This is a genomic window from Paenibacillus sp. Y859 (genome assembly GCF_056786405.1).
Map to the genome: position 1 here is coordinate 112,001 of NZ_JBXCIZ010000009.1, position 22,109 is coordinate 134,109.

Here is a 22,109-nt window from a genome sequence, read left to right on the forward strand (position 1 = left end):
TTTAGTTACAAGTTATATTCAAAACAGTATATTTTATTATTTTCCAAATCGGCAATTCCAATGAATACATCATGATAACTAGGATCAAATACATCTCTACTCGTAATTAAAGCATTAGTACGATTGTTTTTCATAACATAATACCCATTGGTTGCTTCAAGAGGTAAAAGATCAGCTATTTCAGGATTTGTAATTCCCCTAATGTTTTTTAATAGAGGACCACTTACTTCTGTAGGTAAAGGTAGTTCAAACCAGTTCCTCAATGGTACTTGACTTAATAATCCCTTCATCTCTTCTTTAGAGTTAAGCTGGTAAATATATAGATGGTAACCATCACCTAGCGGCCCATAAGAGCTATCACTGAACAAGATACTTGTATCTTTAGGTAAATGAACTCCCAGCTTACTGTAGAACGCTTTTATTTCTTTGCTTTCTTTTAAAGGGGCCACATAAAAGAATACGGATAAAATGATCACGACAATTAATCCCCCAAAGGCAAACTTTTTACCTCCCATTATTCATATCCCCTAATCCAAGTTTCTTATTACTGCTGGCGATAAGCTATATTTATTTCGTCATCATTGCAAGTTTCATGGATAGTCTAATAGGAAGTGAAGCATTTCCCAGCTGGTTTAGATCTCCTACAAAAAACAAATCTTTGATGGGATAGTAAAAGGCAAACGAGCCTGTTGAACCAGAATGTCCCATTAACTCCCCTTTTCCCGTAAAAAGCGTGATTGCCCCATGTAGCGGAATCCTCATATACCCACTACCATAATAAATAGGTCCCATTGAAGCTTGAAGCTTATTACATAAGGGCAGCTTATCGAAAATAGCTTTATTAAATAGCGTACCTCCAAAGAAAGCCTTCATAAATATCATCAATTCTCGAGCGCTCGTGATACATCCGCCACTTGCACGACTACTCATAATAAATTTAGGGCGATGGATCACTTTATTTTTATAATAGATATTCGGCACAAAATCATTTTCGCTTTCAGGGAGATATGTGCTTGTTAGTGCTAATGGTTCAAATATAAATTGCTTATATGCTTCTGCCAATGTTGTACTGGTTACCTTTTCGATGATTTCACCAAGCATGTCAAAGTTGATATCAGCGTAATAAGCTTTTCGAAGGGTACGAGGTGCAAAGTGTGGCTTTAACTTCTTTACTAACCCCACCATCTCGTCGAAGGAAGTGTGATAATCCTCATGGACGGCACGGTTCTTAGCACTATCATTTCCTTCTTCAAACACATCCGGCAACCCACTTATTTGAAACAGCAAATCGGATATCGTCAAGTCTAAGGAATATTCCTTATTACGATAAATATGTAGGCCACTTAACACTGTGTTGTCAAAATACTTTGTGATCTTGTCGTCAAGGGACAGCTTGCTCTGTTCATGTAAAGCGAGAATGCAGGCGGTGGTGAACAGCTTTGTAATGCTCGCCATAAGTAATGGGGAGTCTAATTCCTTACCCCCGTATCCCCTCCCGTATGAGAAATCGCCGCTCATGTTCTCCACAAATAAAACTCCGTCATGGATCTGATTCGAATTTGTCGCTTTATTGAAGATTTTTTCAAGCTTTTGTATTCTACGGATTTCCATAAGTTCTCCTTTCGCCTATAATGATACCAACACTACTTCATCTACTTTCTTTATTTTCACCTTACTACAAGTAAATATGGATGTATATCGTAAATATATAAATATAATATGGAGGCGTTTTAAGTGGAGGTTCTAACAACTGACCGTATGGAGGATTATTTGCATGAGCATCATCAGTTTTTCCATAGTGGTCAGACCCGTGATATTCAATTCCGGCTACAACAATTAAGCAAACTGAAAGAAGCTATTAAAGCCAATGAAAAGCTGATCATCTCTGCGCTATATCAGGATTTGAGGAAGAGTGAGTTTGAAGCTTATGCAACGGAAATTGGATTTACCTTGAGCAGTATTGGTCACACGATGAAGCATTTGAAGAAATGGATGAAACCAAAAAAAGTAAAGACACCGCTACATCAGTTCCCATCCAAGAGCTATATTATGAAAGAACCCTATGGGACCGTCTTAATTGTTGGCCCGTTTAACTATCCTTTTCAGCTTCTTATTGAACCACTGATCGGCGCTATCGCTACTGGGAATTGTGTCGTATTGAAGCCTTCTGAGAATACCCCTACCGTCTCTGCTGTCATTAAAGAGATGATAGAAGATACATTTAATCACGCCTATATTCGGGTAATTGAAGGTGATAAAGATACAACGTCCATCCTGATCCATACCTCGTTTGATTACATATTTTTCACAGGAAGCGTGGCTGTTGGCAAAATTGTCATGCAGGCTGCGGCTAACAATCTCATTCCCGTAACGTTAGAACTGGGTGGGAAAAGCCCGGTTATTGTGGATCAGACAGCAAATATTAAATTAGCGGCTAAGCGTATTATTTGGGGTAAGCTGATAAATACAGGTCAGACTTGTATTGCCCCTGATTATGTTCTCGTGCATGCAGACATCAAACAAGAGCTGATAAATGAAATGAAAACAGTTATTACGAGTTTCTATGGTACGGATGCCAAATTAAGTAGCGATTATGGAAGAATCGTTAATGATCGTCAATTTGACCGTTTGTCTTCTATACTAGACAAGGATCATGCCAATATTGTGTTTGGAGGTAGCTCCGTTCAGGAAGATCTGTATATTGAGCCAACTCTTCTAGCTACGGAATCTTGGTCAGATGCCGCTATGCAAGATGAAATATTCGGTCCAATTCTACCAATCATGGAGTACCGCGAGTTAGATGATGCTATTATGATGATAAATAGTCGTCCAAAGCCTTTATCGCTATATTTATTTACGGAGCAAGGTAATGTCGAACAACAGGTGTTGAGTCGAGTTTCCTTCGGTGGTGGATGTATTAACGATACGATATCCCATGTTGCTAATACGAATCTTCCTTTTGGAGGTGTAGGGAATGCTGGGATCGGTGCTTATCATGGTAAATACAGCTTTGATACCTTCTCCCACACTAAAAGCATTCTGAAGAAAAGCACTGGGATGGATATTAAGATCGTCTTCCCTCCTTATGGAGATAAACTCAAATGGGTAAGAAAATTATTGAAGTAACCTTATCTTTGTAAAAAAACACGTCGACTGGCTAGATAACTAGATCTATTCAATCGGCGTGTTTAACATATGGTTATGATGAACTAGCGACCGTTATACTTTCTGCACGGCAAAAGATATGCAATGACTTCGAAATTGTGTCGGTACATCATATTTGTGTTCGTCAATCGAATGCATGATCGTTGTATGCTCAAGTATGTTCCAGTCTGCGTACATTTCCTCAAGAAGTGCGGTAGCTCTCTTCGTTGATAGATTTAGTTCAATTAACGGTTCCCGCTTCCGACCTGATTCCGATTCCACCTCCGATACCTCCGTATTGATCGTGATACAGTGAATGCCACCCATCACAGTCCCTATCTTCATTCGTTCAAGTACCATAACCAATGCCTCTTCTGAACTGACATGCTCTAGGCAGCCACATGCCACAATATAATCATAAAAGTTACCTGCTATACTCGTATGCTCGACATCGCCCTCTTCGACTTCGATGATCTCAGCTACGCCGTATTTATCGGCATTCTCACGTAGCTTATTTACTGCTTCACCTAATAGATCAATACCAAGCACTCGGCTTGCCGTCTCCTTAAGACGTATAGCAAGCGGAATCGTATTACGGCCCGCACCACAGCCAAGATCCAGAACATTCACGTGATCCTTGTATTCTAGTAAACGATCTAGCAACACCATGACCATGGCATTGGGCTTGGACATCCACGTACCCGATTCGAATATTTCGTGATCACTGTAAAGCTCATTATGGTAGATAGCTTCCGCCTTACGGGCTTCTTCAAAATTCGCTTGATCCATTTCATCACCTCATTATGAAGTATTGGCAAATGTAAATATAAATATAAAGAAACCCGTCGCAAAAAAGGACGGGAATCACTATACTCATTTCAGATCCTTCAGTCTATCGGTTTGATGGCAAACTGATAGCTATAGAACGCTGGGTATACTTTGTATTCTTCATGAATATTTTTCGTCCAACCTGTATCTCCACCGAGTCCTGAATGGACATGATCGATATTGACATAGACTTCTTTCCGCAATGGTAGGTCATGAGTATATTTAGCATGGGTATAATCTTCAACATTATTGTGATGCACATCCATATGAAGCGGTCGTTTTGTTGTTACTTTCATTCCGAATCCATTGGGATCAGTTAATGAGAACCAACGAACATCTTCCTTTCCTCCACATTCTACTGGCAGAATATAAGGAACATGCTGTTCTTGTACGGTACTGGAATAAAGTCCTACAAGCGCAGACTTCTTACGGTCAGCATAGTTCTCATGCGGACCTCTCCCAAACCACTCGAATTGATTCAATGACACTGGAAGTGAAAGTGAAACACCGATTCTTGGGAGAATGGGTAGCGCTTTGCTAGCCATAACCGTATTCTCTACATTCATTGATCCGTCTCCAGAAATCGTAAACCGAAGCATACTATCGAGCCACTGAGATGGCTCGGTACCCTGATACCGGATTTCTGTCTCAATGCAATACACTCCATCATCTTGAACAGCATAATGGGAGATGCGAGTAACGGTTCGTTGCAGTCGATCTATACCTGCCTCTATCCATTCCGCGGCAATGGAGCTAGAACCTCCACAAGCTTCATCGATACCGGTAGGTGCCCTGAAATAATTCTCATTTAAGCCGGAGAGGATTAGATCACGTCCCTTCCAACGATAGGTTGAGAATTCTCCTTCCACAAGATCGAATCCAATATCCAATTGACTATTCCTCAAATGAAGAGTTGTAGTGTTTATTGAAGCGATAATAGGTTCCATCTCTGCTCTAGTATTAGTTTCTATCTGAGTAATGTCTCCACTGACAGGAAGTTCGAACTGAACAGCATAAATTTCATGGCCTATTGGTGACCAAGCTGTTGCATCCATCTGTCTGCAAGAAAGGTTCAAGAAGTATTCTGCGTTCCCTTTTCCAGTCGGAAGAGTAAAAGGAATCGTTAGATTCTCGGAACAACTTGCGAGCAGGTCGCCTACTAATATTTGTCCCTCCTCCATAAGAATACCATTCTCAGTAACACTCCAAGAGATTTCTATATGATCTAATGAAAGCACCAGATATTTATTATTTATTCGAAGGATTCCATTGCGAAGATCCACAGATGTAATAGATATTGGTGCTTGGACGGTTTTGAGCTCAAGGGCAGCGGGTTTAGGCGTTAGATCGGGAAATACGATACCATTGAGGCACATGTCAGGGACAGGATCTACAACCTCTTCACCAAACGCTCCACCGTAAGCCCAATAGGAAGTTCCATCTTCCCGCTGTATTGTGATTGCTTTATCTGCCCAATCCCAAACGAAGCCACCTTGAAAACGGGGATACTTGTCTATATACTCCCAGAACTCATCCACATTACCGTTACTATTACTTTTAGCGTAAGCGTATTCGCACATGATCATTGGCCGCTTATCCACCGTATCTGACATGATCTCTTCTACCCATTCCATCGTCGGATACATGGGAACACGAATATCAGTTATAAGTGCATTCGGGTCTTGACCTTCATATTGAACCAATCGATAGGGATCGTAGTAGCGTATCCAACCCGCCATGGCAGCGAGATTCATCCCAGCGCCCGACTCATTACCAAGAGACCAGAACAGAATGCTAGGATGATTCTTATCTCGCATGACCATTCGAACGGCCCGATCTAAGTAAGCGGAAGCCCACTCAGGATCTTTGGATAGCTGGGCCTGAATGCCATGTGTTTCTAAGTTGACCTCATCGACTAAGTACATGCCCAACTCGTCGCAAAGATCATACCAAATTGGATCATTCGGATAATGACTCGTACGGACAGCGTTGAAGTTCAACTTTTTCATAGCTATAATTTCTTCACGCATCCACTCTTTCGTTATAGCTCTTCCTGTATCTGGATGATGCTCATGTCGATTGACACCTCTCACGACAAGACGTTTACCATTTAGAGTGATGACACCTTCCGGCGTTTTCTCGACTCTTCTGAAACCAACCTTGGAGCTCTCATGGTCAATTTCATTACCGTCTGGATCAATCAAAGTAAGTAAAAGTGTATATAAATTAGGAGTTTCAGCAGTCCATTGATTCGGTGCCGGCACCACCCCCATCAATAAGGCAGCTCCTTCTTCCTCAATAAATGGTTTACGTACATACATAGGTGATCCGGGGGAAACTTGAGCAATGATCTCGGGTATACAAAGCTTACCAGAAACATCTAGTAGTTTGGCACGGACCTTATAATCAGCAAAGCCTTCTCGCTTATTCGTGTGACAATAAATAATCAGCTCACCATCGCGATAATCGTCATCGAGTAAGGCCAGCACTTTGAAATCACGAATATGATGTCGTGGCTTACTATATAAGACTACCGAGCGCTGAATTCCGGATAGATGCCAGTAATCTTGATCTTCAAGATAGGAACCATCACTCCAGCGCATGACTTGAACTGCAAGCCGATTACTTCCATCTCGCAAATATGGAGTGATATTAAAGTCGGCTGGCAACTTGCTGTCTTGTGAATAACCTACCTTTTCCCCATTAATCCATAGATAGAAGGCTGATTCCACAGCTCCGAATTGGATAAAAATATCGCGTTCATCCCAGTCTTCAGAAACATTGAAATTAGTTATGTAGCAACCAGTCGGATTCTGTTTAGGTACAAAAGGTGGTTTAAGTGTATTGTACATCCCTCCAGGCCAAGGCTGATCAGGTTGTGAACTAGGTGTCTGAAGATGTGGTCCTGAAGGATCGGACATATTAAAAGGATACATAGAATTTGTATAAATAGGAGTTCCATAATTCTGAATTTCCCAATTTCCAGGAACTGTAATCATCCCCCAAGTAGTCGTATCGAATCCATCTTGATAGAAGTCCTCTGGCACTTCATTAGGATTACCAAATAAACGAAACGACCATTCACCATCTAATTGGCTAACATATTTCGATATTTCTCGATCACAAGTAGCAGCCATGTCTTCGTTTTCATATGAACCCAATGGTACGTGAATGGCTTCTCGGTTGATATGTAGAATATGTTGGTTCTCCCAATCGTTACGTAGTTTCATCTTTTTAACCCTCCGCAAAGTTAATTAATATCATTAAACATTAATCTCATTAATACCATTTCAGAAACGCTTCCGATACCGCTTTACCTGCTACACCATTAGGATGAGGGTCATAGATTGAACTCATATATTCCGGATTCACTAAATGATCATTAGGTGTTTCTAGTGACAACACTTCAGCAATATCGAATACACGATCTACCCCTGCAGGAGGATTCACTCGAATCTGCTCATTCACTTCACGCCAAGCCATCTCTGCTGTGCCCGTGAAATTAAATGGAGGAACTGTACACAATATGATATGAGTCGAAGGATTCCGTTCTTTAAGTTTAGAAATGATCGTTGATAAATCAGCCATAAGTTGTATAGCACTCCGTTTACCTATATCAAGATCGTTGACGCCTAGAGCGATCACGACCTCATCTCCTTGTTGTGCCTTATGTAGCCACGAACCATCATCTGCTGCATCATAGGCTCTCGCCCATCCAGAACCAACATTCCAAATACCGATCGATGCGGGGAGCTCATCCGCGATACGTGCTACCCAATATTCATATTGATCTATTGCAGTACGGACACCCTGAGTAATAGAATCTCCGAAGAAAATAAGCTGCTTGTCCACGTCTTTCCTATATCCTATAAAGCTAGGCATAACTAATAGATTCTCTGATTGCTGAAAAGAAGCAGATGACTCTTGCTGAGCTAAATTTCCAGGAGCGTCATAAGCTGTAACTAGCATTTGCTCCGTGTTATACGGCACTGTTGTACCCGATGAATGAGTTGATATCGTCCATGTAAAGGACAGATAATGTCCTTCGGGAAGTTCAATCTGAACTTCATCACTCCAAAATTTCTCACCCGGCTGAACTATTCTGTTAGAACTCCCCTCAAAAGTTAGCTGTACTTGCGTCCCCTCAACTACATCACCATTCGGCTGATCTCCACCATCGCCCACAAAAGCCGCTTCTATTATCCACACACTACCTAAATCACTAGCAGAAGCAATTACACCATCATCCCAAGTTGAGTCAACAGCGTTGCTATGCCAAAATCTAAGCGTCTGTACTCCATTTTCTCTTAGTCTAATATAAGTACGGTAGGTATGAGTAAATGCTTCTTCGCGATTCATAATAAAGTTAGAAGCAGTAGATTGAACTGTCACAGATGCATATTGTTTCTGACTCATGTAATCCATCATTCACACTCCTTAATATTTTACTAGTTTATTTTGGATAATTCCTTTTCCATAATATCATCATTAATTGCACCTTGAAATATGGCCTGAATAATACCTTGTGAATCAATGATATAAGACGTTGGGTAAGCTACGATTTGATATGTATTTGCCACATCGCCCTTTGTATCCAATAGAACAGGAAAAGTCAGACCGAACTTCTCAACAAATTCAGCAACACCACCTTGACTTTTTTCTGTATGTGTTAAATTAACAGACAGTACCACTACATCTTTCTCATAGTTATTAGAGATTCTCTCCATATGTGGCATTTCAACTCTGCATGGTGGGCACCACGTAGCCCAGAAGTTCAAGACTACCTTTTTACCAAGGAAATCTGATAGTTTCACTGGCTGCTCATTCAAATTAAGTAATTCAAATTCAGGTGCTGTATTTCCTTTTTTTATGCCTATATTCTCTGCGGTTTGCTGCAGGTTATTGATATTGGTTTGATCTATATTGTTTTTCGTGTAATCATATATTCCCCAACCGACCAACATCAGTACGATTATGATTGCAATCCCATTTCTTCTCATCATGCCTGGCTTCTTATACCACATCACCAAACCGATATTCACACCAATAAATGATAGATGGAATAGCCAATTCTCGCGATCTACTATTAATATTAAAAGATGATATATACTACTACCCACGATCCAACCTGCACCCAATACATCCAAATTCATCATGATGGAGGTGCCGTCTTTTCGTGTACGAATCCATAAGTATAATAACGAAATGAATACAGCCAACCATAACCCTTTATCGCCACCATTAAAATAAACCAAAGACATCGGATATTGAATGACTGAAACGGGATCAAAAATAATGATGCTACCTTTCCATATCACAAAACCAAGAATGAGTGCATTAGCAAATTTCTCACTCATATTCCCCTCAACTTCTGCCTTGCGCAAACGATATTTCAGCACTAGGTAACCTGTAAATGCAGACAATATGAATATGAGCATTTCAAAATTAAGCATCAATGGTCCTAACTGTATAACATTCACAATCCCCACTCCTTCCTGATCTACGCAAATCATACCACGTCAGATCATCGTTAGAACGCCCATCTAAGCAACATCATACATATAAGACCGACAAGAACGGTGCCCAGTAAACTGCGGGTAAATATAGCGACTGCAAATGTAGGAATCGCGGTTAACCATTCAAGCCGGGTATCATACAATGCGAATCTTCCTTCTGATATGAATAATTCTTGTGCAATTAATGCAGCCATGACTGCAATTGGAATATGTTGTAACCAACGGATGAGTCCATTAGGTATATTCATGCGACTAAGTAGAGCAAGCGGGAGAACACGAGGAATGAATGTCACAAGTGCAGATCCCAATATGATTATGAGGATGTTCCATCGGATGTCCATCGTTCAAACACAACTCCTAATGTAGCACTTAGTACAGCAGCCACGATAATGCCCATACTTCCAGGTATGAGATAACTAGCCCCGATCACGATCAATACAGAACTTAATGCTACGATGATTTGAATGCCGAATTTCTTACTACTATTCATTTGTAATACGAGTAAACCAATAAACATCGCTGGCAAAGCAAAATCAAGACCCCATACCTCAGGATTAGGGATCCATTTGCCAAGTAATCCTCCAGCGACCGTTGCAAGTAACCAGTTCAAATAGGCAGTAATGTTAAGCCCTAGCATCCAACGATATCCTAATGGCTTACCCTTCGCGACCTGATTCATAGCGACACCGAAGGTCTCATCCGTCAATTGTGCCCCTATTAGCAGATTGTTCCTTAATGGTTGTCCTCTGAAATGTGGAGCAATGGCCGCACTAAGTAGTAGATGTCTAAGATTGATGAAAAATATAGTAAAGATAATAGCAGATATAGGTGAACTCGCCGCGATCATCCCAGCAGCGATGAATTGCCCTGATCCAGCATAGAGTAATGCACTCATTAACGCGATTTCAGTCAGGCTTAACCCCGATGTATTCCCTACAACACCAGCGGCAAATCCTATGCTTAAGTATCCAAGTAGTGTAGGAACACAATCTTTTACTCCTTGCCAGAAACGATCTTCCTGCTGCCCTACTCTAGGGTGAATTTCTAATTCCATTTACTCAACCTCTTTATTCTGCTGTATTCATAAAAAAGGAAAAGGCCTGCCGAAAGGCAAGCCTTCAATTGCCATGTACAATTCATCTCTAATTATTACCGATGTTCTGTGTAAAGATTTGCTTTACTAAGCTCGCGAATGTAAGTTATTTCTTCTTCTGTTAATGGAGTTACATCACAAGCCCCAATATTATGACGTAGTTGCTCCAATGAACTCGCCCCGGGAATCGTAACCGCGACGGCTGGGTCAGACAACACATAGCGTAGCGCAATTTGCTCCATACTTCTATCTTCACGAACCAATGATTGAAGCTTTACACGCATCAGTCGTAGTTCGTCTGGGGTGTGATTGAGATATCCTTTATTCAGCTTCTCGTCCCCCCGTTCGGATAGAATTCCCTTGGCTACGGGTCCGCGAACAATCATACTCATGTCATTCTCAACTAATAATGATAGTACCTCTTCTTCTGGTCGGCGATCTAGAACACTATATTGACTCATGACACTAACCATACTTGAATGTGACATGTATTCTCGAATAACATTGGGACGAATGGAGGATATGCCATAGGCTCTTATGAGACCCTCCCGCTTCAGCAGTTCAAAAGCTTCGATGGTTTCCTCTATTGGGTCCTCTAAAGTACCCCCATGGAGCTGATAAAGATCAATATAATCACATTGAAGACGTCTAAGACTCTCTTTTACAGCCGCAATAATATATTCCTTCGAGGGATCCCATACCCAGCCGTCTTGACCAGGAACACGACGATTTCCGACCTTTGTTGCAATGATCACTTCATCACGACGCCCTTGAATGGCCTTGCCTACAATTTCTTCATTACGACCATTGTCATACAGATCTGACGTATCTAGGAAGTTAACCCCCATTTCTAATGCTTCATGAACTAATGGAATAGCTGAACTCTCATCTGTACCTAGGGACATACAACCTAACCCAATTTCACTTACCCATAAATCGGATGATCCCAGTTTTGATTGTCTCATTTAAATTCCTCCTCTTTTCATTAGATTAGAAAGTAACCATCCTCTTAAACAAAGATATGGAGTACTGCTAGGAAAATCCCAATAATAAATCCACATAAAGCACCATTTACCCGGATCCATTGTAAGTCATTGCCTACTTTGTCCTCTAACATGTGTACTAACGTCTCATTATCCATTTGATCCAGGTTATCTTTAACCAATAGACCTAGTCGATAGTAATTACGTTCCACAAACTCACCAATAAAAGATAAAATACCCTGCTCCCATTTCTGAACCAATTGTTCTTGCTTACTAAGCATGTCCCCGACCCAACGGAATAAGCTAATAATGATATGTCCACCATTGTTATATTCGCTATCTAATTTGAGAAGGAATTGCCCCCTAAGATCTTCTAATAGTTTTAGAATAATTGTATGCGTACTTGCATCGGATAGCTTCGTATTGACCCAAGATTGGATCTGAACTGTTATATCAGGATTCAATGCAGCCGTAGTAATCTGCATCCTAACTTCGCCCAGAATTCGATCTCTGTATGTGCTATCTGACTTGGATAATTCGTCTATCGAGGAATCTATTAAGTTCGTTAGAAGTGAGCCTAATTTCTCCTCACTCATAAACCCAAGAAATGCTTGAACCGCGAACCCCTTCATTCCACCCAGCTGTATCTCTTGCAACTTACTATGGACTAAATTTCCTAGTAACACTTCTGTTTCAGGTTTATTAGCCCACTTCTTGCCATAACCCAAAACGTAGTCTAGCATCCTCTCATCATAACGACTCTCCACAATGGAGATAGCCGCCTTAGCCACAATGGGTTCCAATTCTTTGTTGTTCACATAACCTGCCAGTGCACCTTGGACTAAGGAAGCTACATTCTCTAGAGGTAACGTCTCCACAGTTGATTTCATTGTATGGATGATCGTCTTTCTAGTCTCTCGCTTACGTATTAATTTAAACACACTAGAAGTAAGCATCTTAGATAGTTTCATCTGACTCAACTTACGTTTAATACTTTCCTTATTCAGTAGCTCAGTCTCCATGGCAGATATTAAAGAATTCACAAGTTTATCCCGATTGTTGAGAAGCAAAGATGTATGTGGAATTGGAATGCCCATAGGATGACGAAATAATGCCGTTACAGCAAACCAATCGGCGAATCCCCCAACGAGCCCAGCTTCAAACCCACCCTGTAACAGACGAACTGCTATATTTTGCGGTAAAAACAATGTAATTAAGAAGCCGATCCCCATCACGATCAAGGATGAGCTTGCTATGTATCTTGTTCTCATGAACATTCTCCTAATCATTCTTGATGTGTTACCTCAAATTCCATGATAAAAGATAAAAAGCAGGAAGTCCATGGACCCCCTGCATCGATTCAATCTATATGTCTTCACTTCTATTGATTGTCCGAATTTTGAGCCTCGTCTACCATCTCAGCTTTGAATCCTTCAACACTGTCTTTACGTCGTTCATTTTTTTCTTGTATTGCTCTTTTTTCAACACTTGATATTTCATCCCCAAATTCATTTAAATATTGTTCTGCTTCCTTGGAATTTGCAATCGCATTCTGAATACTCTCCCGAAGTCTACGAACATTATCAGTTCTGTCATCTGGCTTAGCCATCGATGAAACACCCCTTAGCATAGATTAAGTGCAATGATTGTTTCATTCACACAATCATAGCCTTTCCACATCTCAGGATGAATTATTCAACGTTCATGGGCAGACATCTACACAGACATAAATATGATGGAATCCTTTTTTCTTCAGAATACGAGCAGCCTTCTTACTTTTCCTATCTTTCTTTCCGACAATAATGATCGGATGTTCAGGCTCTAAGTCTTTACTAGCAACATAGGGTAGTCTACCCAGCGATATATTAACAGCACCTGGCAGATGACCCGCTTCGAAATCTAGTGCGTCTCTGATATCGAGTAACTTATAGCATGTGTTCTTAGGCGGTAAAGTACTACACGGAAGTTCCTGTAGTTCTTCTGAAGGCCACCATCTAGTAATGACAACTGCGATCACAATGAAAATTACAACGATGACCCACCACATCTCTTTATCTCCTATCGTGAACCATTTTTACGAGATATAACCTCACCTATAGGTATTATAAAAGATGGTAATTTAACTGTCAATCAAATTGTAACAGATGATCATTACATATGGATGGTTAATACTTGTCAATTTTCTGACGCTCTGGTTCATCTGAAACCTCTAATTCTTGAGAATCAATCGCTGCATCTAACAATTGATTGTACAAATCATCATCTTCCTCAAGAAGTTGATCTAGTCGCAATAAATCTTCTTCACTACCTGGTTCCTTGGCAAAGTTGAGGCTATAATCCCACTCTTTTCCTCTCTTGCTGAAGAAGGTAATTTCAAATACATCCTTTTTGCCTTCTATACTAAATACAGTGTGACCCACAAAATGTTGATCCTCGTTTCGTTTCATGTCTACATGTTCAATATGTACTATCATCTATAACGATCTCCTTTTATCTCAAATATCTTTATCGAGGAAGTTCAAAAGGTCATTTTTTGAGCTCTCAATTCATTAATAGTATACCATGTCTAGCTCAAATACATGTCTGTTTTCATTATTGATTCCAATTTAGTACAATATGAATGTATAGACTATTTGATATGGAGGGTTACATATGATGGATTTCCAACACCAATTAATGAAATACGCAGATTTGGCAGTACGCGTTGGAGTAAACATACAGCAAGGCCAGACACTGGTTGTGAATGCTCCTATTACTTCAGCAGAATTTGTTCGAATGATCGTGAAGAAAGCCTATGATGCCGGTGCCAAGCTAGTGAAAGTGAACTGGAGTGATGAAGTTGTTACTCGCCTACAGTATGAATTAGCTGCAGATGAGACCTTTAGCCAACCTCCTACATGGTATGCGGGTGAAATTATTGAACTCGTGGAGAATGGTGCTGCTGTACTGTCCGTTCTTGCAGAGAACCCTGATCTTCTAAAGGGAATATCACAAGACAGAATCGCAACTGCGCAAAAGACAAGGGGTCAAGCCTTAGCTAAATACCGTGAATACGTTCAATCGGACAAATTCAGCTGGTGTCTAGTCGCTGTACCTACAGATGAATGGGCAGCTAAAGTATTTCCTGACCTCGATCCGACTGAACAAGTTCATAAGCTCTGGGAAGCGATATTCCATACCGTTCGTGTAGACCAAGAGAAACCTGTCGAGGCTTGGCAAAGCCATCTAGAAACTTTGGCATCCAAATCCACCATCCTGAATGCGAAGAAATACAAAAAACTTCACTACACGGCGCCAGGCACAGATCTTACGATTGAATTGCCACAAGGACATATTTGGGCTGCAGGTGATAGTACGAATGAGCAAGGTCATCGTTTCGTCGCTAATATGCCCACTGAAGAAGTATTTACGGCTCCGCTTAAAACGGGTGTAAACGGTACTGTGAGAAGCACCAAGCCGCTTAGTTACGGTGGCAATATTATTAATAACTTCTCAGTCACTTTTGAGAATGGACGTATCGTCAAAGTCTCTGCTGAACAAGGTCAAGAAACACTGGAACGTCTCGTATCTATGGATGAAGGAGCTCACTACCTAGGAGAAGTCGCTCTCGTACCCCATCAGTCCCCTATCTCAGAATCGAACATTCTCTACTACAACACGTTATTTGATGAGAATGCCTCGAATCATTTGGCAATTGGAAGTGCTTATGCTTTCTGTCTTGAGGGTGGCAAGGATATGACCCAGGAGCAACTATCCGAACGCGGATTGAACACAAGCGTAACGCATGTAGACTTCATGATCGGATCTGCGCAGATGGATATCAACGGAATAACAGAAGACGGACGTGAAGAACCAGTATTCCGTAATGGCAACTGGGCAATTTAAAATAATCAATATCATTGGAGGAATAACATCATGTTAAGTTTTGAACAGAAGTTAGACAATTATGCTACATTAGCTGTGAATATTGGCGTCAATATCCAATCGGGACAGACCCTCGTCATCAACGCCATGATTGAATCAGCTGAACTTGTAAGACTGATTACACGTAAAGCCTATGAAGCGGGTGCGAAACTCGTTAAGGTGAATTATACCGATGAGGCCGTATCTCGGATGCGTTATGAATTGGCTTCGGATGAATCTTTTCTTGAACCTCCAACATGGTTCGCAGGTGAGATGGTGGAACTCGCTGAGAATGGCGCGGCATTCCTAACGGTAATCTCTTCAAGTCCTGATCTGCTAAAAGGAATTGACCCTGAGCGTATTGGTAATCATCAACGCACGTATGGTCAAGCGATGTATAAGTATCGCCAATATCAACAGGCCGACAAAATGAGTTGGAATGGTCTAGCGGCTCCCTCACCTGCGTGGGCAGCCAAAGTATTCCCGGATGTAGCACCTAAAGATCAAGTGAATATGCTGTGGGACGCGATTTTTGCAGCTGTTCGTGCCGATCAACCAGATCCTATTCAAGCATGGCATGAACATATCGATAAGCTTCAAGCCAAATCGAATGAACTCAATAGCAAAAAGTATCATAGTCTTCATTTTGTTGCTCCAGGTACAGATCTAACGATTGAATTACCTGAAGGTCATATTTGGGCACAGGCAGGTAGTCTGAACGAACAAGGAATCTCATTCGTAGCTAACATTCCTACGGAAGAAGTATTCACGGCTCCACTCAAGACCGGTGTAAATGGTAAAGTTAGCAGTACCAAACCACTCAGCTATGGAGGGAATATTATTGATCGCTTCTCCATCACATTTGAGAATGGACGGATTATCGATTTCAGTGCTGAAGAAGGATACGATACACTAGAACGCTTAATCAATATGGATGAAGGTTCACATTATTTAGGTGAGGTAGCTTTGGTGCCCTTCCACTCGCCTATTTCACAAAGTAATATTTTATATTACACCACCTTGTTTGATGAGAATGCATCTTGTCATCTAGCCATCGGTAGCTCATATGCATTCAATCTTGAAGGTGGAAAGACGATGGCACCTGAAGAACTTGCTGCTAAAGGTATGAATCAAAGTATTGCTCACGTTGATTTCATGATGGGTTCTGCGCAAATGAACATTTATGGCTTAACTCATGATGGGAAGAAAGAACAGATCTTCGCTGATGGGAACTGGGCGTTTTAATACAGATTTATGAAATATAGATCGTCTCTTTGAGAGGAGATAACTAGCGATGTTACAAGTAGATCTGACTGGGAAAACAGCTCTGATTACAGGTGCTACAGGACAGCTTGGAAGAGTTATGGCACGTACGCTAGCGAAATGTGGAGCGGATCTCATTATCCATTACCATGGGAATGAGGTCAAAGCGAACGAATTGAAGCAAGAAATAGAGTCCATGGGCAGACGTTCTATGATCGTCCGTGCTGACGTTACACAATTTGATGACATCATCAAGATGAAGAATAATATAGCGGAGCATTTGGGCCATGTAGATATCATCGTTGCCAATGCGGTTGTACAGTACGAGTGGAAATCGGTCCTCGAACAACCTATTGAAGATTATACGAGTCAATACGATACTTGTGTGATGCAAAGTGTGTATTTAGCCAAAGCATTCGTTCCTTCCATGATACAACAAAAGTCAGGAAGATTCATCGGAATCAATACGGAATGTTCCATGACAAATGAACCTGGGCAATCTGCCTATGTCGCTGGTAAACGAGGTATGGACGGCGTTTACCGTGTCCTCGCCAAAGAAATTGGTGAACATCAGATTACCGTCAACCAAATTGCTCCTGGATGGACTATTAGTGAGAACGATAGAGACAATAACACCGAAATCAGTGAGGATTATAACAAATCCGTTCCGTTGAAGCGTCGGGGCACAGATCAGGAGATTGCCAATGTCGTAGCATTCGTAGCTTCCGATCTAGCAAGCTTTATAACAGGTGCATACATTCCCGTTAGCGGTGGAAATGTGATGCCTGCAATATAAAAGATAGGCTCTCCATCAACGATATCTGATCGTTGATGGTGAGCCTTTTAATTACTCGAACATTATTCTCGAAGCGTAAGTAAACGATCAACCGTAATTAATCCTCTCCACTCGGCTTCATTTCCAGGACTGAGGGCAGGCCATCGTATCGGCCAACCTCCATCTGGTTGTTGTTCCAATGCCAAATAATCTAGATGCTGCAACAGTATCTCTTGCGATATCCATTTACGGCAGTAACTACTTGATACAGGAGCATAATCTAATACTTTATGAACATATCCTTCTGCTTTGGGGTCCAATTCAATCGTTCCTTCTTGTTGTAGTTGTTGATCCAACCACTGGATCTTAGGTGTCGCTTGATCTCGATCAGGTGTATTCTCCAAAAAGGCAATACATTGGATCATATCATGATAGTCTTGGGTATCAACCTTCTCTAGCGAATTCCAGACAAATTGAAGTGACTGCTCGAACCACTCTTCATTATAAAAGGACGTTACAGCAGATTGTTTATAGAGTAATCCCAGAATCCTCCCAGTTGGATTCATTGAACCTACATGATCATGCTCAGTAGTCCACCATGGAGCATGTGGGTCTGCATTCAGACTACGAAACGCTCGCGGAAATCCACCAGTCACAGGAATCGTAATTTGCTTAAGATAGGATACGATCCCCTCAATCATGGCAGTATCAAAGACACCAATCTCATCCATAATCAGAAGCGCCATTTCCGTTGGAATAGGCTGACTACTTGAAGCGCGTATGTCAGGCTCCAATGCATTACCGAATCCGCCATCAGCATTTTGGTAAGTTCTCAAAGATTCTAGAACTGCTTCCGCAGAACCTTTAGCGAAGTGAAATTCATATCTTTTACGATCAAGCAATCTGGCGTTCGAATATATAAACGTTCTTGCGTGCTCCCATTGTTCAGATCTCATCATACAGCTCAACCTCTCTCTTATTCAGATATGTGAAATTGTTTACGAAGAAACTTTAGGGCATCCGGGCTACATACGCTCTCTAACTTATTATTTAATTCAGTGGCCGCTTCTTTAGGACTTATTGTTAGCTCCGCAATACCGACCGATTTCATCCAATGATCCACCGTTTCATAGGACGTGCTGTTCCATCCATTCTTTTCACCTTGGTCATTCACCTTTTCTTTTACACCGGAGATCACAATATCTAAATTTCCCTGCAGTTCCATTAGAGCATGATCGAATGTCGATTTCATTTCTTTAGCCTTCATACCAGCCCGTCCTCGAAGTTCGCGTGTATCAATACCTTCATCATTCTCGATGCATTGGTATACATCTAATGCTGCTTTGGACAATAAACCATTCTTATAACGGGTATCAGGTTCGTCCAGATGCCTTTGAACTTTAAGTACAAGTGGAAACCAATCACATGATACTAGAACAGCTTTCCCTTTCATTATTTTTCCATAGGCAGCTATACCATCGCCAGGAAAACGAGCTCTCCATAACCAAGGATCTAGTTCTGAACTTGTATGCCATTGATTCGGATCTGTCACACTTCCTAGTGAGGGATGATTCGCTATCATTGATGCCAGTGGCAATATACCAACACGCTTGATAAGCTGTGTAGCTTCTTCGTATGTATGGATCATTTCTTGATCAGGTTCTAACTTCATATTTAATCATCTCCTTATATTGTGGGCTCAGGGTCATACCGATCGTATACATCTTTGGATTTCATACGAATTGCATGTCTAAGTGATGTAGGTTCAATCACTTCTGCATCCATTCCTATGGAGAAGAACAATTGAATAGCCCACGGCAATTCTGAAGCGGGACAATCAAATTCAGCCAACCATTCATCTTCACCAATAGATGTAATACATTCTCCGATATGCTCGTCCTGCTCAACCTTTAGCATTCCTTTGTAAGTAAGCTTTGCACGAATATGTATAGTCGGTGATTGCTTTTCTTGATCCGTAATGGATTGTAGGTAGTTTTGAACTTCTGAATTCTCTGGTGGTTGTTCTTCCTTCACCTCTTCCATTCGATCTACTCTAAATAATCTTATCTCTCCATGTGTAGGAGAAAAGGCCTCACAATACCAAAAACCATGTGCAGCAAATACCTTATAGGGTTGAAGGATGAGTCTACGATGATGATTCATGGACTTATACAGTGTAGATATCCAATTGGACTCTGCTGTTAGATGAATTAGTGAAGCCAAATGTGGTGTTGAGTACTTTCTTGTAGGAACATTTATTTCTAGACTTTGTAATAGCGGTTGGATCTGCTCCATCATTCCGTGTGGAAGGATGGAGCAGATCTTATCTCTTACAGTCCACCGTTCACTGTTAAAAGGCGTGTCCGAATATTGTATTAGCCCTTGTAACGCAAATAAGACAGTCAGGGCCTCTTGCGAATTAAGCTGAAGCGGTGGAAGTTGGTAACCCTCCATCAGTCCATACCCACCCTGAGGACCACTAATAGCATACAAAGGAACTCCCATCTCAGACAACGATTGAATATCTCGTAGTATGGTCCGTCGGGACACCTCCATTTTATCCGCCAAAGATGAAGCCGTTTCGCCTTGTTGCTGCAATGCCATAATGATCGCCATTAATCGGTCCATTCTCTTCATTCTAACCAATCTCCTCAAGAAGGTATGTCATTATTATAACAAAGGATTGGTGACATCTTATATGTCACCAATTATCTATTCATACAACGGAAATCTAATGGAGTATCCAAGGTCATACAAGATAAACATAGACCATAGAATAAACCATGAACCATTTGTTGAGGGGATGCTATAGCCTTAGCCCCTTTAAAGGAGGAAAAAGATGTCCTACTTCTTCAATAAGATGAAACAAGGTGTCTCTGATGTCGGGAAAAAGGCTCAGAACACGGTTGAAGCGGCAACCTTGAAAATGCAAATATTATCAAAGGAAAAAGAAATAGATAAGAATTACACTACCATTGGACATATTATCCATCAATGTATCACCCGCAAAGAGAGTATGATTCCCACCGCTAAAATTCAGAAATATCAACAAATCATCGTGAAGCTTGAACACGAAATAGCCCATATGCAACGGAAGATGCAACAGAATCAGAATCAAAAAGAATGTGGGTGTGGAAAAATGTTACCTGCCGATGCAACCTATTGTCCTTTTTGCGGACAGCAGTTTCACACTGTGAAGGTGAAAACCGTCCCTTTAAATAAACCTAAATCCTCTAGTTCATTTCATTGTAATCAATGTGGTGCTTCTGTTGCCTACTCAGATCGCTTCTGTAGGGGTTGTGGACATGATTTGACTATGGGATGAAACGGTAAGCTAAGATGTCATTCATATAAAGAAAACCAGTCTAACACTTATTATCGTGTTGAGACTGGTTGTTGTTTGTTATGCTTGAATGAAATATAGACGACTTGTCTCTTCCCAAATCTCGCCTGGTTCGAGACCGATGAGACCGATCTCTTCAGCATCTCTTCCTTCAATGTTAGGTGCATTCACAAGGCTCATCTGCGGTTCGGCACAGAAGTATTGCCCACACGCAACATTATTCCAAATCATCCAATGCTTATAGGATGTACCGACATCATAGATTAACTTATCTCCTGTTCTAGTATCTGTCAGCTCCATCATATTACGACCATTTTGGGGACTCGATGTATAGTGATTATCCATGCTTGCAAAATAAGGATTAACACCTTCGCTCTTCATTAATTGCTCATCTGCAGTTAGAGGCTGAATACGTCCTGTTGGCAACATACGTTCATCCAGCTCCTGACGTTCTCCAATGGTTACCTTCACAACATAATCAGAAGCCGAACTTTCAGGTATAAAAGGAGCATTTATCGCCGTATGGAAAGCGAGTAAATTCGGCATCCGTTCGCTACCTTCATTCTTCACTGTTACTTGTTGCTGAAGTCCTGCAGCACTGAGCGTATAACGAAGTGTAATCGTAAATTCGAAAGGGAAGTATTTCTTATATAGATGCCCTTCACTTACTTTTTGTGAAATGACAACCTTACTTTCATACGCATCTGATGAATAATGAACGACATCCCACGGGAGGGTATGCATATACCCATGCAGATGATTCCCTGTATCCGACTCGTTGACTGGAAGCTCATATACCTTTCCCTCCCACGGGAATTTACCATCTTCGAAACGATTCGGTGGGAATAATACAGGAATGCCATAAATACCAGGATTGGCCTTAAAATGCTCCATCTCATCTTCTTTGGGCTCACGTAGGAAACGGAAGCCCTTCTCAGTATCACGGAACAGAATCAAATTACCACCAATCTCTGGTAATATAGCTGCTTCAAAACGACCATGTGTTAACCATATCGCCTTTTCTCCTTGGAATTTGGTTTCAAATGCGGAATGTTGAGTAGTCATTATTTCCTCCTAAAAGTTATTGTAGCCTTACTTCCGAATATGCCTCATACTTATTCTCATCAGAAGGATAAGCTATATATGAATATTTAATAATATTGTATATTATATCATGTTCTAATACGTTATCCAAAAAGAAACTATGTAATTAAAATAGTAGGCAGATACAGTGTAAATAATGTAAAATATAAGGACTGAA

At 41.0% G+C, this 22,109-nt stretch carries 22 protein-coding genes; 5 read left to right on the forward strand and 17 right to left on the reverse strand.

Features of this window, described 5'->3' with window-relative positions; translation table 11 throughout:
* Nucleotides 1–5: 5 nt before the first annotated feature.
* Nucleotides 6–515 (reverse strand): hypothetical protein, encoded by a 510-nt coding sequence (locus tag AC1TO8_RS17540; protein ID WP_482056915.1) that lies wholly within the window; start codon nucleotides 513–515, stop codon nucleotides 6–8.
* 52 nt (nucleotides 516–567) lie between these two features.
* Nucleotides 568–1,611 (reverse strand): serine hydrolase domain-containing protein, encoded by a 1,044-nt coding sequence (locus tag AC1TO8_RS17545; protein WP_482056916.1) that lies wholly within the window; start codon nucleotides 1,609–1,611, stop codon nucleotides 568–570.
* Nucleotides 1,612–1,758: 147 nt separating this feature from the next.
* Here AC1TO8_RS17545 and AC1TO8_RS17550 point away from each other — a divergent pair, with 147 nt between their 5' ends.
* Entirely contained in the window at nucleotides 1,759–3,126 is a 1,368-nt protein-coding gene (locus AC1TO8_RS17550; RefSeq protein WP_482056956.1) for an aldehyde dehydrogenase, read from the forward strand.
* A 93-nt stretch (nucleotides 3,127–3,219) separates the two neighbouring features.
* Here AC1TO8_RS17550 and AC1TO8_RS17555 read toward each other — a convergent pair whose 3' ends face one another.
* From AC1TO8_RS17555 to AC1TO8_RS17605, 11 genes are all read right to left on the reverse strand, one after another.
* Nucleotides 3,220–3,933 carry a class I SAM-dependent methyltransferase gene (locus tag AC1TO8_RS17555; RefSeq protein WP_482056917.1) on the reverse strand — a complete coding sequence of 238 codons (714 nt, stop codon included), beginning with the start codon at nucleotides 3,931–3,933 and terminating at the stop codon, nucleotides 3,220–3,222.
* Nucleotides 3,934–4,031: 98 nt separating this feature from the next.
* A complete protein-coding gene (locus tag AC1TO8_RS17560) occupies nucleotides 4,032–7,202 on the reverse strand; it encodes a glycoside hydrolase family 2 TIM barrel-domain containing protein (RefSeq protein ID WP_482056918.1) in 3,171 nt (1,056 codons plus the stop codon).
* Nucleotides 7,203–7,251: 49 nt separating this feature from the next.
* Nucleotides 7,252–8,400: an SGNH/GDSL hydrolase family protein gene (locus AC1TO8_RS17565; protein WP_482056919.1), complete on the reverse strand. Its 1,149-nt coding sequence runs from the start codon at nucleotides 8,398–8,400 to the stop codon at nucleotides 7,252–7,254.
* A 20-nt stretch (nucleotides 8,401–8,420) separates the two neighbouring features.
* Nucleotides 8,421–9,452, reverse strand: coding sequence for a peroxiredoxin family protein (locus AC1TO8_RS17570; RefSeq protein ID WP_482056920.1), 1,032 nt, complete (start codon nucleotides 9,450–9,452; stop codon nucleotides 8,421–8,423).
* A gap of 50 nt (nucleotides 9,453–9,502) precedes the next feature.
* Nucleotides 9,503–9,829, reverse strand: coding sequence for an AzlD domain-containing protein (locus AC1TO8_RS17575; protein ID WP_482056921.1), 327 nt, complete (start codon nucleotides 9,827–9,829; stop codon nucleotides 9,503–9,505).
* Nucleotides 9,802–10,542 carry an AzlC family ABC transporter permease gene (locus AC1TO8_RS17580; RefSeq protein WP_482056922.1) on the reverse strand — a complete coding sequence of 247 codons (741 nt, stop codon included), beginning with the start codon at nucleotides 10,540–10,542 and terminating at the stop codon, nucleotides 9,802–9,804. Before AC1TO8_RS17580 ends, AC1TO8_RS17575 begins: the two co-directional genes overlap by 28 nt.
* Before the next feature lie 95 nt (nucleotides 10,543–10,637).
* On the reverse strand, nucleotides 10,638–11,546 hold the full coding sequence (locus AC1TO8_RS17585; protein ID WP_482056923.1) for an aldo/keto reductase: 909 nt from the start codon (nucleotides 11,544–11,546) through the stop codon (nucleotides 10,638–10,640).
* A gap of 44 nt (nucleotides 11,547–11,590) precedes the next feature.
* The gene (locus tag AC1TO8_RS17590; RefSeq protein WP_482056924.1) at nucleotides 11,591–12,835 is read right to left on the reverse strand and encodes a DUF445 domain-containing protein; all 1,245 of its coding nucleotides are present in this window, start codon (nucleotides 12,833–12,835) and stop codon (nucleotides 11,591–11,593) included.
* A 110-nt stretch (nucleotides 12,836–12,945) separates the two neighbouring features.
* Nucleotides 12,946–13,173 carry a small acid-soluble spore protein Tlp gene (gene tlp / locus AC1TO8_RS17595; protein ID WP_482056925.1) on the reverse strand — a complete coding sequence of 76 codons (228 nt, stop codon included), beginning with the start codon at nucleotides 13,171–13,173 and terminating at the stop codon, nucleotides 12,946–12,948.
* Between the two features lie 93 nt (nucleotides 13,174–13,266).
* Nucleotides 13,267–13,611 carry a rhodanese-like domain-containing protein gene (locus AC1TO8_RS17600; protein ID WP_482056926.1) on the reverse strand — a complete coding sequence of 115 codons (345 nt, stop codon included), beginning with the start codon at nucleotides 13,609–13,611 and terminating at the stop codon, nucleotides 13,267–13,269.
* 118 nt (nucleotides 13,612–13,729) lie between these two features.
* Nucleotides 13,730–14,038, reverse strand: a complete 309-nt coding sequence (locus AC1TO8_RS17605) for a hypothetical protein (RefSeq protein ID WP_482056927.1) — start codon at nucleotides 14,036–14,038, stop codon at nucleotides 13,730–13,732.
* Nucleotides 14,039–14,216: 178 nt separating this feature from the next.
* Between AC1TO8_RS17605 and AC1TO8_RS17610 the strand changes: the two genes are divergently transcribed.
* From AC1TO8_RS17610 to AC1TO8_RS17620, 3 genes are read left to right on the forward strand one after another with little or no spacing between them, the layout of a single operon-like run.
* Nucleotides 14,217–15,449 carry an aminopeptidase gene (locus AC1TO8_RS17610; RefSeq protein WP_482056928.1) on the forward strand — a complete coding sequence of 411 codons (1,233 nt, stop codon included), beginning with the start codon at nucleotides 14,217–14,219 and terminating at the stop codon, nucleotides 15,447–15,449.
* A gap of 30 nt (nucleotides 15,450–15,479) precedes the next feature.
* Nucleotides 15,480–16,712, forward strand: coding sequence for an aminopeptidase (locus tag AC1TO8_RS17615; protein ID WP_482056929.1), 1,233 nt, complete (start codon nucleotides 15,480–15,482; stop codon nucleotides 16,710–16,712).
* A gap of 49 nt (nucleotides 16,713–16,761) precedes the next feature.
* Nucleotides 16,762–17,526, forward strand: a complete 765-nt coding sequence (locus AC1TO8_RS17620; RefSeq protein ID WP_482056930.1) for an SDR family NAD(P)-dependent oxidoreductase — start codon at nucleotides 16,762–16,764, stop codon at nucleotides 17,524–17,526.
* A 62-nt stretch (nucleotides 17,527–17,588) separates the two neighbouring features.
* Here the strand turns inward: AC1TO8_RS17620 and AC1TO8_RS17625 are convergent, their stop codons facing one another.
* The 3 genes from AC1TO8_RS17625 to AC1TO8_RS17635 are packed head-to-tail and all read right to left on the reverse strand — an operon-like array spanning nucleotide 17,589 to nucleotide 20,142.
* A complete protein-coding gene (locus AC1TO8_RS17625) occupies nucleotides 17,589–18,464 on the reverse strand; it encodes a hypothetical protein (protein WP_482056931.1) in 876 nt (291 codons plus the stop codon).
* 17 nt (nucleotides 18,465–18,481) lie between these two features.
* On the reverse strand, nucleotides 18,482–19,177 hold the full coding sequence (locus AC1TO8_RS17630) for an AlkZ-related protein (RefSeq protein WP_482056932.1): 696 nt from the start codon (nucleotides 19,175–19,177) through the stop codon (nucleotides 18,482–18,484).
* Between the two features lie 14 nt (nucleotides 19,178–19,191).
* Nucleotides 19,192–20,142 carry a helix-turn-helix transcriptional regulator gene (locus AC1TO8_RS17635; RefSeq protein WP_482056933.1) on the reverse strand — a complete coding sequence of 317 codons (951 nt, stop codon included), beginning with the start codon at nucleotides 20,140–20,142 and terminating at the stop codon, nucleotides 19,192–19,194.
* A 202-nt stretch (nucleotides 20,143–20,344) separates the two neighbouring features.
* Between AC1TO8_RS17635 and AC1TO8_RS17640 the strand changes: the two genes are divergently transcribed.
* Nucleotides 20,345–20,830, forward strand: coding sequence for a double zinc ribbon domain-containing protein (locus AC1TO8_RS17640; protein WP_482056934.1), 486 nt, complete (start codon nucleotides 20,345–20,347; stop codon nucleotides 20,828–20,830).
* Nucleotides 20,831–20,908: 78 nt separating this feature from the next.
* Here the strand turns inward: AC1TO8_RS17640 and AC1TO8_RS17645 are convergent, their stop codons facing one another.
* Nucleotides 20,909–21,913, reverse strand: a complete 1,005-nt coding sequence (locus AC1TO8_RS17645; RefSeq protein ID WP_482056935.1) for an aldose epimerase family protein — start codon at nucleotides 21,911–21,913, stop codon at nucleotides 20,909–20,911.
* Nucleotides 21,914–22,109: the final 196 nt, after the last annotated feature.

Bases quoted from the DNA above. Each gene is read 5' to 3' on its own strand.
- AC1TO8_RS17540 (WP_482056915.1), bottom strand. From the start codon at position 515: ATGGGAGGTAAAAAGTTTGCCTTTGGGGGATTAATTGTCGTGATCATT.
- AC1TO8_RS17545 (WP_482056916.1), bottom strand. From the start codon at position 1,611: ATGGAAATCCGTAGAATACAAAAGCTTGAAAAAATCTTCAATAAAGCG.
- AC1TO8_RS17550 (WP_482056956.1), top strand. From the start codon at position 1,759: ATGGAGGATTATTTGCATGAGCATCATCAGTTTTTCCATAGTGGTCAG.
- AC1TO8_RS17555 (WP_482056917.1), bottom strand. From the start codon at position 3,933: ATGGATCAAGCGAATTTTGAAGAAGCCCGTAAGGCGGAAGCTATCTAC.
- AC1TO8_RS17560 (WP_482056918.1), bottom strand. From the start codon at position 7,202: ATGAAACTACGTAACGATTGGGAGAACCAACATATTCTACATATCAAC.
- AC1TO8_RS17565 (WP_482056919.1), bottom strand. From the start codon at position 8,400: ATGATGGATTACATGAGTCAGAAACAATATGCATCTGTGACAGTTCAA.
- AC1TO8_RS17575 (WP_482056921.1), bottom strand. From the start codon at position 9,829: ATGGACATCCGATGGAACATCCTCATAATCATATTGGGATCTGCACTT.
- AC1TO8_RS17580 (WP_482056922.1), bottom strand. From the start codon at position 10,542: ATGGAATTAGAAATTCACCCTAGAGTAGGGCAGCAGGAAGATCGTTTC.
- AC1TO8_RS17585 (WP_482056923.1), bottom strand. From the start codon at position 11,546: ATGAGACAATCAAAACTGGGATCATCCGATTTATGGGTAAGTGAAATT.
- AC1TO8_RS17590 (WP_482056924.1), bottom strand. From the start codon at position 12,835: ATGAGAACAAGATACATAGCAAGCTCATCCTTGATCGTGATGGGGATC.
- tlp (WP_482056925.1), bottom strand. From the start codon at position 13,173: ATGGCTAAGCCAGATGACAGAACTGATAATGTTCGTAGACTTCGGGAG.
- AC1TO8_RS17600 (WP_482056926.1), bottom strand. From the start codon at position 13,611: ATGTGGTGGGTCATCGTTGTAATTTTCATTGTGATCGCAGTTGTCATT.
- AC1TO8_RS17605 (WP_482056927.1), bottom strand. From the start codon at position 14,038: ATGATAGTACATATTGAACATGTAGACATGAAACGAAACGAGGATCAA.
- AC1TO8_RS17610 (WP_482056928.1), top strand. From the start codon at position 14,217: ATGATGGATTTCCAACACCAATTAATGAAATACGCAGATTTGGCAGTA.
- AC1TO8_RS17615 (WP_482056929.1), top strand. From the start codon at position 15,480: ATGTTAAGTTTTGAACAGAAGTTAGACAATTATGCTACATTAGCTGTG.
- AC1TO8_RS17620 (WP_482056930.1), top strand. From the start codon at position 16,762: ATGTTACAAGTAGATCTGACTGGGAAAACAGCTCTGATTACAGGTGCT.
- AC1TO8_RS17625 (WP_482056931.1), bottom strand. From the start codon at position 18,464: ATGATGAGATCTGAACAATGGGAGCACGCAAGAACGTTTATATATTCG.
- AC1TO8_RS17630 (WP_482056932.1), bottom strand. From the start codon at position 19,177: ATGAAGTTAGAACCTGATCAAGAAATGATCCATACATACGAAGAAGCT.
- AC1TO8_RS17635 (WP_482056933.1), bottom strand. From the start codon at position 20,142: ATGAAGAGAATGGACCGATTAATGGCGATCATTATGGCATTGCAGCAA.
- AC1TO8_RS17640 (WP_482056934.1), top strand. From the start codon at position 20,345: ATGTCCTACTTCTTCAATAAGATGAAACAAGGTGTCTCTGATGTCGGG.
- AC1TO8_RS17645 (WP_482056935.1), bottom strand. From the start codon at position 21,913: ATGACTACTCAACATTCCGCATTTGAAACCAAATTCCAAGGAGAAAAG.